The sequence below is a fragment of the Dyadobacter sp. CY312 genome (genome assembly GCF_021390535.1).
Lineage (GTDB): Bacteria > Bacteroidota > Bacteroidia > Cytophagales > Spirosomataceae > Dyadobacter.
In genome coordinates this window covers 38,155-50,776 of record NZ_JAJUXG010000007.1, presented here as the reverse complement: position 1 = coordinate 50,776, position 12,622 = coordinate 38,155, and the positions used below count along the sequence as shown (strand labels likewise).

Annotated in this window: 12 protein-coding genes; 9 read left to right on the top strand and 3 right to left on the bottom strand. The window is 41.4% G+C overall.

From position 1 onward, the window contains the following. The first annotated feature begins 32 nt into the window (after window positions 1–32). From LZG71_RS09985 to LZG71_RS09970, 4 genes are all read left to right on the top strand, one after another. Window positions 33–740: a DsbA family protein gene (locus LZG71_RS09985; protein WP_233819931.1), complete on the top strand. Its 708-nt coding sequence runs from the start codon at window positions 33–35 to the stop codon at window positions 738–740. A 150-nt stretch (window positions 741–890) separates the two neighbouring features. Beyond that, window positions 891–1,712: an ion transporter gene (locus LZG71_RS09980; RefSeq protein ID WP_233819930.1), complete on the top strand. Its 822-nt coding sequence runs from the start codon at window positions 891–893 to the stop codon at window positions 1,710–1,712. Between the two features lie 38 nt (window positions 1,713–1,750). Further along, window positions 1,751–4,318, top strand: coding sequence for a DUF5686 and carboxypeptidase regulatory-like domain-containing protein (locus tag LZG71_RS09975; protein ID WP_233819929.1), 2,568 nt, complete (start codon window positions 1,751–1,753; stop codon window positions 4,316–4,318). A 95-nt stretch (window positions 4,319–4,413) separates the two neighbouring features. Further along, window positions 4,414–4,881, top strand: coding sequence for a hypothetical protein (locus tag LZG71_RS09970; protein ID WP_233819928.1), 468 nt, complete (start codon window positions 4,414–4,416; stop codon window positions 4,879–4,881). 83 nt (window positions 4,882–4,964) lie between these two features. On the opposite strand, the gene LZG71_RS09965 is transcribed toward LZG71_RS09970, so the two are convergent. Continuing rightward, complete coding sequence (locus tag LZG71_RS09965) at window positions 4,965–6,824, bottom strand: M1 family metallopeptidase (RefSeq protein ID WP_233819926.1); 1,860 nt, start codon at window positions 6,822–6,824, stop codon at window positions 4,965–4,967. A 306-nt stretch (window positions 6,825–7,130) separates the two neighbouring features. Here LZG71_RS09965 and LZG71_RS09960 point away from each other — a divergent pair, with 306 nt between their 5' ends. Continuing rightward, the gene (locus tag LZG71_RS09960) at window positions 7,131–7,295 is read left to right on the top strand and encodes a DUF1328 family protein (protein WP_026628251.1); all 165 of its coding nucleotides are present in this window, start codon (window positions 7,131–7,133) and stop codon (window positions 7,293–7,295) included. A gap of 77 nt (window positions 7,296–7,372) precedes the next feature. On the opposite strand, the gene guaA is transcribed toward LZG71_RS09960, so the two are convergent. After that, window positions 7,373–8,902: a glutamine-hydrolyzing GMP synthase gene (gene guaA / locus LZG71_RS09955; protein ID WP_233819925.1), complete on the bottom strand. Its 1,530-nt coding sequence runs from the start codon at window positions 8,900–8,902 to the stop codon at window positions 7,373–7,375. Between the two features lie 181 nt (window positions 8,903–9,083). On the opposite strand from guaA, the gene LZG71_RS09950 reads away from it, so the two are divergent. Beyond that, window positions 9,084–9,275: a cold-shock protein gene (locus LZG71_RS09950; RefSeq protein WP_233819920.1), complete on the top strand. Its 192-nt coding sequence runs from the start codon at window positions 9,084–9,086 to the stop codon at window positions 9,273–9,275. 79 nt (window positions 9,276–9,354) lie between these two features. On the opposite strand, the gene LZG71_RS09945 is transcribed toward LZG71_RS09950, so the two are convergent. Beyond that, window positions 9,355–10,839: a glycine--tRNA ligase gene (locus LZG71_RS09945; RefSeq protein WP_233819918.1), complete on the bottom strand. Its 1,485-nt coding sequence runs from the start codon at window positions 10,837–10,839 to the stop codon at window positions 9,355–9,357. 154 nt (window positions 10,840–10,993) lie between these two features. Between LZG71_RS09945 and LZG71_RS09940 the strand changes: the two genes are divergently transcribed. From LZG71_RS09940 to LZG71_RS09930, 3 genes are read left to right on the top strand one after another with little or no spacing between them, the layout of a single operon-like run. Further along, a complete protein-coding gene (locus LZG71_RS09940) occupies window positions 10,994–11,203 on the top strand; it encodes a type II toxin-antitoxin system VapB family antitoxin (protein WP_233819916.1) in 210 nt (69 codons plus the stop codon). Next, a complete protein-coding gene (locus LZG71_RS09935; protein WP_233819913.1) occupies window positions 11,184–11,588 on the top strand; it encodes a PIN domain nuclease in 405 nt (134 codons plus the stop codon). The genes LZG71_RS09940 and LZG71_RS09935 overlap by 20 nt, the downstream gene beginning before the upstream one ends. A 43-nt stretch (window positions 11,589–11,631) precedes the next feature. Beyond that, a complete protein-coding gene (locus tag LZG71_RS09930) occupies window positions 11,632–12,615 on the top strand; it encodes a helix-hairpin-helix domain-containing protein (protein WP_233819911.1) in 984 nt (327 codons plus the stop codon). Window positions 12,616–12,622: the final 7 nt, after the last annotated feature.

The window sequence follows — 12,622 nt, the reverse complement described above, 5'->3', positions numbered from 1 at the left end:
TTCTTTTAACTACTTGATAAAAACTGACAATTATGAAAGTCGAAATATGGAGTGATGTGATGTGTCCGTTCTGCTATATCGGCAAACGGAAGTTCGAAGCGGCACTGGAACAATTTCCTCAAAAAGATAAAATTCAGGTTGAATGGAAAAGCTTTCAGCTCAACCCTGCAATTAAGACAGAGCCAGGCAGAAGTCTGAATGAATACCTGGCTGATGCAAAAGGCTGGACGCTGGAACACGCCGCGCAAATGAACGAGCATGTGAGCAGTATTGCAGCAGAGGTTGGTCTGGACTACCATTTAGACAAAGCTGTGGTAGCTAATTCCTTTGACGCCCACCGATTTGTTCAGTATGCCAAAACAAAAGGCAAGGGTGATGATGCAGAAGAGCAATTGTTCAAAGCTTATTTCACCGATGGTAAAAATACGGCTGATCACGATACATTATTAGAATTGGGATCACAAATTGGTATAGATACCAATGAACTAAAAACCGTACTGGAAGGAACCGAATTCAGCGATGAGGTTCGAAAAGATATTTATGAGGCACAGCAGGTCGGCGCACGTGGCGTTCCGTTTTTTGTTCTGGATAGAAAGTATGCCGTTTCCGGTGCACAGCAACCTGAAACTTTTTTAGGTGCCCTTGAAAAATCTTTTGGTGAATGGGAAAAAGCAAATCCGGCCCCGCTGATCAACTTCGCCGATGGTGCATCCTGTACTCCTGATGGAAAATGTGATTAAGCTTTTGCAGGAATTCTGAAAGCCGCACAAGTTTCATAAGAAAACGAAGTTTCTACTATTATTCGACCAAGGGTCGAAAGTAGTCGAAACTTCGTTTTTGTTCAATAACAAGGCTTTTATTACATTGCCGGCTTACAGACAGAATCAGCCATGGCAATAGATCGTAATTCATTACGAGGGAAGCTTTTTATAATTATTTTTGGAGCGCACACACGTAACGGACGGCAATTTGACTTAGTATTACTTTGGCTCATTCTGCTCAGCGTACTCACAGTTTGCCTTGAAAGTGTACCATCCATTCGCGATGAATACCATCCTATTCTCCATGGGCTGGAAGTTTTTTTTACTGCCGTATTCAGCATTGAATATTTGCTGCGCGTTTACAGTCACCCAAAGCCACTGAAATATCTTTTTAGCTTTTTTGGAATTATAGATCTGCTGTCGATTATCCCGTTTTATCTCACTTTCATTTTACCAGCCGGACATTTCCTGGTTACAATTCGCATTATAAGACTACTTAGAGTATTCAGGATTCTGAAACTTACAAGTTTCGTACATCATGCCCATGTGCTTAAAACGGCCATAATCGCGAGTCTGCAAAAAATCACGGTTTTCATGCTTACAATTATCGCATTGGTACTCATCATTGGTACGGTTATGTATGTAGTGGAAGGCGAAGAACATGGTTTTACGAGTATTCCTCAAAGTATATACTGGGCCATTGTGACCATTACCACTGTGGGTTACGGCGATCTTACACCGCAAACTCCGTTGGGACAGGTAATTTCTTCGATTGTAATGATCATGGGATACGCAATTATCGCAGTCCCCACCGGCATTGTAACCGTTGAAATGTCACGAAGCCAGCCGATAAGTAAAAGGGCTAATAGCATCGAATGTTTATCCTGCGGGAAAGCGATGCCTGTCAACTCGAATTATTGCAGTAATTGCGGCCATCAGTTGCACGAATAAAACATTTTTAATTGTTTACAAAGGTTACACGCCAACTTATGAGGACTGCTTTTTTATTAATTCTGCTAATTCCCTTCTTCACAGATGTAAAAGGTGGCGGGATTCGTGGCACAATAACAACGCAGAAAGGCGAGCCTCTACCATATACAGGTTTGTCGGTTAAAGGGACAAACAACGGCACCATGGCCAATGAGGAAGGTCGGTACGAACTCACGCTTGCAAAAGGTTCGTATGAGATTACTTTTCAATATCTGGGTTTCAAAACGTTAACCAAATCCGTAACCGTTCCCAATGACTTTATTGAGCTGAACGTTCAGCTTGAAGAACAGGCATTGATACTGACAGAAGCGAATGTGGGCAGCGGCAAAGAAGATCCTGCTTATAGCGTGATGAGAAAAGCGATTGCCAAGGCACGTTTTCATCAGTTGCAGGTGCGTGGCTACACGGCAAAAGTTTATGCAAGAAGTACGGCTTTACCTACAAAAATTCCTTTTCTGGTTGAGAAGAGGTTAAAGAAAGAAGGCGTTCAGGAAGGTAAATCCATTGTTAACGAGAGTGTTTCTGAGGTAAAATACACCCGCCCTTCCAGTTATAGCCAGAAAATCATTTCTACCAGAAACAGTCTTGACAATAGCATTCCCTCCCCCAACGAATATATTCTGGCAAGCTTGTACAGTCCGGAGATCGCCGGGACAATTTCTCCATTATCACCAAAAGCCTTTGGCTATTATAAATTTGAATATGAAGGTTATTTTGAAGATAGAGGCGTTACAGTAAATAAGATCAGGGTTATCCCAAAAGCTTATGGAGAAGGTGTTTTCAAAGGCAGCCTGTTTATTATTGAGGATCGATGGGCAATTCATAGCTACGATTTACAAACCACCACCAGCGGGTTGACCATTGCTGCGAAACAGGTTTTTTCTCCTGTTCAGAATGTATGGTTACCCGTAAATCAGCAATTCAAAATTAATGGAGGTTATCTGGGATTTGCAGGTGAATTCCGATATCTCGTTTCGGTCACTTATAACAAACTGGACGTAGATCCGGGTTTAAAAGAAGATATTGTAATCAATGATCACAAGAAGGAGGCTCCTGTTGCCAGGAAGGCCGACCGCAAAAAAGAATTAGATCAACTGATCGCTGAGCAAAAGGAGTTTTCGACCAAAAACTTCCGCAAACTTACCCGGCAGTACGAAAAGGAACAGAAGAAGGAACAAAAAATGAATGGCAACGACCGGCTGGTAAGGCAGGATTCAATCGTTGTTGACAGCATGGCCAACAAGCGCGATACAACTTACTGGGCCAATTTGCGCACCATTCCGCTCACCATTTCTGAATCCAACAGTTATGTTTTGCAGGATAGTATAAAGGTTATTAAGGATGCTGAAAGGGAGAAAACCAAGCCGGATTCAACTCATTTCAAACTTAGACATCTTGCGACCGGCAATACTTATTCACTTGGAAACAGAAATACCTTCTATTTCAAAAGTCCTTTGCTGTCCATAAGTTACAATGCAGTTGAAGGTAATGCACTCAATATCATCACGGAATGGCAGAAGAAATGGGGTAAGTCACACCAGTTCAGCCTTCGACCTCTTGCCCGATATTCATTTGGCAGGAAACGGTTGTATGGTAATGTAGAAGCAAGCATTGGAAACAATAACTGGACAATGATGCTTTCGGGAGGAGAAATGGCTTCTCAGTTCAACCGCAACAATCCGATTTTACCTTTTCCAAATAGCATTGCAGGACGTTTTTTTGACCAAAGTCTCATGAAACTCTATCAGCAACGTTATGTGCGGGCCGACTACTCACTTCGTAACATCGGAGATATCTTTGGGTTTGACATTGGTCTGGAGTATGAAAAACGCAAGGAACTTATTAACCAACAAAGCTCACGACCCATTTTTCTCTGGGATCGGTTTGGGTACACTCCCAACAAACCGGTAAATAACGAACTGGCCGACACCGGATTTGGAGAGCACAACGCTCTGCTACTGGATGTCACCGCCCACATCCGTCCCTGGCGGAGATACCTGATCCGGAATGGAGAAAAACGTTATCTAAGAAGCAGAGGACCTTCGTTCGCCATTAATTACAAAAGTGGCTTGCCTTTTGTTGGTGATGTGGACTATTCGATTTTACATGGAACAATACGCCAGAACCTCAATATCGGACCAAGAAGCAGTCTGGATTATAGCGTTAACGGAGGTGGATTTCTGAGTAAGAACAAGCTCTACTTTCAGGATTACAGGCATTTTATGGGAAATGAATTTTTCTTCCTTTGGGGCGATACACCCCACCAGTTTAAAATGCTGCCCTATTACACATATAGCACCTCCGAATGGTTTTTTCAGGCACATGCAGTTTGGTCGCTGCAACATTTTCTGTTGACACGCATTGAACCTTTGCGGGTTACTGGTCTTTCAGAGAATTTGCAGATTCATTATCTCAAAGTTCCTACGATCAGTAATTACAGCGAACTGGTTTATGGCATCGCCAACATTTATAGGGTAGTGAAACTGGAAGCAGTTGCTCAATTTCATGGTACAGAATTCCAGCGTATGGGTTTCAGAATAGGGACTACGCTTCGGATCGGGAGGTAGAAATGCGAAATTTAAATATTCCATTATTTTAAATAAACATTCCAACCATTTTTCCACCTACTGCATCTTTTCAGTATAACATAAACCACTACTCTATGAAGGTGAACAAATACTTATATCTGCTCGGTGTAGTTCTTGTGCTGTCTCAATGCCGTGAAAAGCAGGTCGGAGCAGAAGATACCGTCATATCTTCAAACATTGTGATCAGTGTCGCGGAACAATATGTAGTCGGAGAAAAAAGTGTTTACCTGTATGGGCAAACGACAACTAGTTATTCTTGTGGTAACCGGAGCATTGTAACAGAAAAAATTACTGGTGAAAATCAGTTTTCGATTCAATACCAACAAATAAGCTCTCGCACTTATTGCAATGGGCAGAGTGGGCCCGCTTTTAGTAGTGTTAGGTTAGGCACGCTTCCAAATGGTGATTATAAACTGGAACTTAATGGCCCCGGATGGGAGAATAAAGGAGTACTTAGAATTGACAGCACAAATATCACTTTGATTTTTGATAAATTGAAGGGTGTAGAAATTCCCACACCAACGATAAAAAGAGAACAATAAATATTAAAAAAGAAGTAATTGATAGTTGATCCGAGAGATTTCCTCGTTTCAACATTCAATTACTTCTCTACATTCTTTCCTGACTACTGCACCTTCTCTCCCTTCAATCTAGGAAGTTCTTTCGGTAACGAAGGATAAACATTATCATCTGGATTGATGTCGGCCATTCGCTGGCTTGGATCAATAACGATTCTTTCTATGTCGGCAAGATTCTTGTCAATCGTGAAAGTGTACTCCGGGTAGGTCCAGCCCCAGTCAGCAAGAAGGGTTGTTTTTGAATACAAACTCTCCGACTTTTCTCCACGCATGATTTCCAGAGGAATATAGAAATTCTCCTGACTGCCGTCTTTATAACTCACCACAACATCCAAAGGCATGGGAATTTGACCTTCTCGTGCAAGAACAACGTCCGTTTTTCCTCCAATTGAAACTACTTCTTTAATACCATAGCCAATCGTTTTGGTGGTTCCTACAAAATTCTCCCAGTACCAATCCAGTTCAAGCCCGGATTCTTTTTCCATGATTCTTTTCAAATCAGTCGGGTTCGGATGTTTGAACTTCCACTCGTTGAAATATCGTTTCATGCCCGTTTCCAGTTTTTCTTTTCCAATGATATACCCCAACTGATTCAAAAACACAGCTCCTTTGGAATAACTGGCAACACTGTATGCCCTGTTGGTATTAAAATGATCAGCATGGGTTGTCAAAGGCTCTTCCAAACCTGATTTTACAAGACTCCTGTAACTGGCAGTGCTGCCACGCTGCGGATCCAGCTTCGTAGGGAAAAGCTCCGCCATTACTATATTTTGAGCATAGGTGGTGAAACCTTCATCCATCCAGCCATACTTCGATTCGTTGGTTCCCAATATCATCTGGAACCAGCTGTGAATGGACTCATGCACTGTAACACTTACAAGAGCGGGCAAGGTTAGTCTACCTGTAATTAGCGTGGCCATCGGATATTCCATTCCACCATCTCCTCCCTGAATAATCGAGTACTGCTTGTAAGGATAACGGCCAAATTTCTCGTTCATGATCTTGAAAGCCTGAACCGCCATTGGCTGCATTTCTTTCCAAACGCGTGAAAGAGAATCGCCCTGATAAAAGAAATGGAGAGCCAGTTTATCGTCTACCTTCACGACGTCATGCTTGTAGTCCGGATCAGCAGCCCACACGAAATCGTGAACCTCAGGAGCTACAAAGTGCCAGGTTAATTTCTCACCAGCTTTATGTTTGACATCCTTTTTGCTATACCCGTACCCTATTTTGTCAGGATTTTGAAGGTAACCTGTTGCGGCTACTACATAGGAAGCGTCAAGCGTGATTTTCACATCAAAATCACCCCAGATCCCATGAAACTCACGGGCAATGTATGGGTTCGAATGCCAGCCTTCGTAATCATATTCACACATTTTTGGATACCACTGCGCCATCGAATAGTCGATACCCTCGCTGTTATTTCTTCCGGTACGGCGAATTTGCAGAGGTACCTGCGCCTCAAACTGCAAATCGAAAGTATGCTGTGTTTTTGGAAGTATTTTGTCTGCAAGCGTCACTTCCAGTATGGTGCCTACCACCTGATATTTTAAAGGTTTTCCATTCTGTTTTAAGGAAAGGATTTTTTCATATCCGATTTCAGAAGGAGACAACTTGGAAATACGATCCTTCACTCGGGCGTCCGGATCGGCGATTGTTCTGGACCTCACATCCATTTGGCTGCCCGGCTGAAACGCGTTCAGATACAAATGATAGAACACTTTTATAAGAGTATCGGGAGAGTTGTTGGTGTAGACCAATTTCTGAGTTCCCTTATATTGATGCTTCTGAGCATCAAAATCGATATTCATTTCATACTTCGCGCGTTGCTGCCAGCGATCAGACTGAGCTGATAACGGAAGACTATAAAGTGCAGCTACAACAAAAAAGGAAAGCAGTTTTTTCATTATACTTCTTTTTAAATCATTGTAAAATTTCTGTAAAATGGCAGCAGACTGTTTCCTCAGAAATTTTGGGTTAAAGAAATCAGTACTATTAATTGTTCCCAACACATATCACCTTAGGTGACTTTTTATTGAACACGACTATTAGGATATTTTGGGCATCATTCTCCACAAAAAATATGACTTTAATCGATTTTCATAAAACTATTCTATAATTGCGAGCCAACATGCGAACAAATCGGATTGGCACACAATTGGTAATTACCTGATCAGATATTTATTAACACATCATATAAACTTTTGTCAATTATGCTTAGATGGACAGTAATATTTCTAATCGTTGCCATCATTGCCGGGGTACTTGGTTTTGGTGGAATCGCTGCCGGTGCAGCAGGAATTGCTAAGATATTGTTCTTTGTATTCCTTGTTCTATTCGTATTGAGTTTGATAAGCCGTGGAGTCGGGCGATCCTGACGCAGGTAACAGCATTATATAACAAGAAAAAGCGGACGAGAATCCGCTTTTTCTTGTTTAGACTCATATAACGAGTACTATTCCCACTCAATTGTTGCCGGCGGTTTAGAAGAGATGTCGTAGACAACTCTGTTAACACCCTTCACTTTATTGATAATATCATTGGAAACCTCAGCTAAAAAGTCGTATGGTAAATGTGCCCAGTCGGCAGTCATACCATCCACAGATGTCACAGCTCTTAACGCAACCACACTTTCGTAAGTACGCTCATCGCCCATCACACCTACACTTTTCACAGGTAAAAGCATCACACCTGCCTGCCAAACTTCCTTATACAAGTTCCATTTTTTCAGCCCTCCGATAAAAATGGCATCAACCTGTTGAAGAATATCCACTTTTTCAGGAGTTATTTCTCCCAAAATACGAATTGCCAATCCAGGTCCCGGGAAAGGATGACGTTCAAGGATTTTTTCAGAGATACCTAGAGAACGTCCAACAGCTCGCACTTCATCCTTGAATAAAGTGTTAAGCGGTTCAACCACTTTCAGCTTCATAAAGTCGGGCAAACCGCCTACATTATGGTGAGACTTGATGGTAGCAGACGGGCCTTTAACTGAAACTGATTCAATCACATCCGGATAAATCGTTCCCTGTCCAAGCCATTTTACGTCTTCAATCAGATGTGCTTCCTGATCAAATATATCTATGAAAGATTTTCCAATCGCCTTACGTTTAGCTTCCGGTTCAGAAAGTCCGTCCAGTGATTTATAGAAGTGATCTTTTGAATCGACACCTTTAATATTAAGCCCCATATTCTGATAAGAATGAAGAACTTCTTCAAATTCATCCTTCCGAAGCAGACCATTATCAACAAAAATACAATACAGATTTTTGCCAATTGCCTGGTGAACCAATATAGCGGCAACAGTCGAATCAACACCGCCTGACAATGCCATAACCACTTTATCATCTCCAAGTTTCTGGCGCAAGTGACGAACAGATTCCTCCACAAAAGAATCGGAAGTCCAGCTTTGGGTGCAGCCGCAAATACCAACAACGAAGTTGTGCATCAGCTTTTTACCTTCTGTTGAGTGCGTTACTTCCGGGTGAAACTGAATACCATAGGTAAGTTCATCCTCCAACTTGAATGCCGCAACATGAACTGATTCCGTTGAAGCGATAACACGGAAATTGTCCGGAATGCTTACAATGGTGTCGCCATGTGACATCCACACTTGTGAAGATGTTGACAAACCAACCAACAAAGAAGAATCTACATCGTCAATTTTGAGGTGAGCCCGTCCATATTCTCTGTGCTGTGAAGCTTTCACTTCTCCGCCAAGTGTACTGGCCATTAATTGAGCTCCGTAACACACGCCAAGAACCGGTACTACTTTCCGGAATTTATCAAAATCAATTCTTGGAGAATCTTCGTCACGTACCGAGCAGGGACTTCCTGATAGGATTACTCCCTTGATATTTGGAGTAAGTTCGGGGAAATTATTGTAAGGATGTATTTCACAATAAACATTAAGCTCACGAATCCGACGCGCGATTAATTGCGTGTACTGGGAGCCAAAATCTAAAATCAGAATCTGTTCTGTCATGTAAATGCTATCTAAAACGCAAAGGTAGGCAGATTGACCGAAACGAAAAAAATATGTTTGGACAAAACACAGCGAGTTTGGCAATTATAAATACCTTCTAAAATGATGGGTTAAATAAAAAGTTGGGTATCTAGCGACATAATCCGTACCTTTGTTAAAATTTTATAATGTAATAATTAATATGAATCAAGGAACAGTAAAATTCTTCAATGACTCAAAAGGATACGGGTTCATTAAAGACACAGAAACAGGAGTAGATTATTTCGTACATATCTCAGGTCTGCTTGACGACGTTCGCGAAAATGACGATGTAACTTTTGACCTTCAGGAAGGTAAAAAAGGACTTAACGCGGTTAATGTTAAGCTTGCCTAAGCAATAACTTAATAGAATTAAAAATGAAAGGCCTCGCAAATTGCGAGGCCTTTCATTTTTAACGACTGTTCGTTTCAAATCAGATAGCTTCCAGAATACGCTCAATTGCAACCTGATATCCAATCTTCTCTTTAAGTTCGCTGATAGCAACACGCTCCTGCTCCATTGAGTCGCGGTGACGAATTGTAACAGTATCGTCCTCCATCGTTTGATAATCAACCACAACGCAGAAAGGTGTTCCTATCAAATCCTGACGGGTATAACGCTTTCCAATCGCTGCGCCATCATCATATGTAGTACGGAATGCCGATTTAAGGGAATTGGCAATAACCTGTGCTTTTTCAGCTAAACCGTCCTTTTTAACCAAAGGAAGTACAGCTACTTTGAAAGGAGCGAGTGCCGGATGCAACTTCAAATACGTACGCTGCTTTTCATTTTCTCCCTCTCCTACTGTTTCAACTGTATATGCGTTACAGAACGTAGCAAGGAAAAGGCGATCAGCTCCAACAGATGTTTCAACAACATACGGTATGTAATTTCCGTAAGGCTTACCATTTTCATCTAATTCAGAATCAAAATATTGCTGCTTCTTTTTAGACAGTTCCTGGTGATTTTTCAGGTCAAAATCAGTACGGGAATGAATACCTTCCATTTCACGGAAACCAAAAGGGAACTCATACTCAATGTCAACGGCTGCGTTGGCATAGTGCGCAAGTTTATCATGATCATGAAACTTCAATTTTTCCGCAGGAAGACCGATCGCTTTGTGGAACTTCATACGGGTTTCTTTCCATGATTCGTACCAGGTCATTTCAGTACCAGGGCGAATGAAAAACTGCATTTCCATTTGTTCAAATTCACGCATACGGAAAATGAACTGACGCGCAACGATTTCATTTCTGAAAGCCTTACCGATTTGAGCGATGCCAAACGGCACCTTCATACGTCCGCTTTTTTGTACATTCAGGAAGTTAACAAAAATCCCCTGCGCAGTTTCCGGACGTAAATAGATCATACTTGAATCCTCTGCAACAGAACCCACCTGCGTGCTGAACATCAGGTTAAACTGGCGAACTTCTGTCCAATTTGTAGTTCCGGATACAGCACATTTTATATTCTCAGAAATAATGAGCTCACGCACTCCTGCCAAATCTTCGGCACTCAGTAAACGTCCCATTTCTGCCAGCAATGCTTTTGCCTTTTCAGGATCGCCATCTTTTTCGTACTGCTCCGCCTTTCCTTCCAGTAACTGATCGGCACGGTAACGTTTTTTGGAATCTTTGTTATCGATCATCGGATCATTGAATCCGTCGACGTGACCAGATGCTTTCCACGTAAGCGGATGCATGAATATGGCCGCATCAATACCAACGATGTTGTCGTTCAGTTGCGTCATGGCCTTCCACCATGCCGCTTTAAGATTATTTTTTAGCTCAACACCATTTTGACCGTAGTCATAAACAGCTTGTAATCCATCATATATTTCGGAAGAAGGGAATACAAATCCGTATTCTTTTGCATGCCCGATAATGTCTTGTAAAGAGGTTGCAGGTACCTGGCTCATTATTTACTTTACTTAAATTTATTTATCTAAAAAAGGACTAAAATCGTTATTCCGGCTCTCAAATTTAAAGAGTTGGCAAAATTAGACAATTTGACCGCAATGAATATGAATGTGTATGAAATTTGTATATTTGTGTGTATATAAATTGAAAATCATGAGAACGAATGTTGAAATCGATGAAGCCAAAATCGATCAAATAAGAGATCTTGATAAAAATCTTCGGACAAAGAAGGAAATTATTGATTTTGCTTTAACCGAACTGATCAATTCTAAACATCGTCAAAAACTAAGAGATATGAGAGGTATAGGCGGTTGGGAAGGCGATTTAGAGCAAATGAGAACTTATGACTTACCGACTATTTGATACATCTGTATGGGTGGATTATAAGAATGGCGTGAAGTCTGCTCAGACAGATCTGCTTGATGAATCTCTCCTGTCTAATGAAGTATGTTATTGCCCCACCATTTTACAAGAATTATTGCAAGGAACCAGAATCGACAGAGATTTCACGAATACCGTAGATGGCTTCAAAGCACTAATCCCTTTAACTTTAGATCCTTATCTTGTATCGATTGAAGCAGCCAAACTATATCGCTCTCTAAGAAAAAAAGGGTTGACAATTCGCAAAGCCAACGATTGCTTGATTGCTTATTACGCCATCCACTTTGACATTGAGCTCTGTCACAACGATAGTGACTTTGACCTGATCTCTAAAAATTCCTCTCTAAAAATCTGGAAACCAATTTAGCTTTCCCCCGTCTAAGTTTTTGATTGTAAAAACCTTAGACAAGATGATCCAGCGCATTATTAGTCAGTTACAAGACTTCTTTGGTATATCACGAAAAGAGGCAAGAGGTACATTGGTTTTGATGATTATCCTGTTCTTCCTAATCTGGACGCCCTTTGTTTTCAGACGATGGATTTTGCCACACTTTCCACTTCCGGCTACGGACCAGTCTGCTAATATTCAAAAACTGGATAGCATAGTTGCTGAGATTGAAGAAGCTACCCCAAAGAGTTATACGGAGAACAATTTTAAAGAATCTTCTTCCAGCAAAAAACCGACAAAACCTGCCAGACTATTCTCTTTTGATCCGAACCAGGCAACGGTGGACGAACTTACAGAACTAGGAATTCCTCCATTCCTGGCTAAAAGGATTGATAAATACCGAAGCAAAGGTGGCAAATTCAGAAAGAAAGAAGATCTGCTTCACATTTACGATTTTCCTGCTGATGTGTACAAGACGTTGGAACCTTACATTACACTTCCCGCTACTCCCGATAAATCCTTTGCTGAAAAAAGCAACGCCAATATTGCCGAAAAAGCTACAAACCGGCCTTTTATAAATGAACGAAAACCTTACACCAAACCGGTAATCGCTTCGTTTGACATCAATACTGCGGATACAACACAGCTCGTAATACTGAAAGGGATTGGAAGTAAATTATCTCTTCGGATTTTAAAGTTCCGGGACGGATTGGGCGGATTTCATTCAACAAGCCAGTATTCGGAGATCTATGGACTGGATTCTTTGGCTTTGTCGGAGTTAAACAAATATGCAAAGGTGAACAGCCCGACTAAAAAAATCAATGTGAACACCGCCACAATTGAAGAACTAAGCAGTCACTCCTATCTTCGCAATAAAAAACTCGCCGCAGTTATCATCAACTACCGTGCGCAACACGGTAATTATAATTCACTGGAGGATCTCAAAAAAGTGAGAGTTCTGGATGCAGGAACCATTGAGAAGCTGGCGCCCTATTTGACGTTTTGAATCTGTA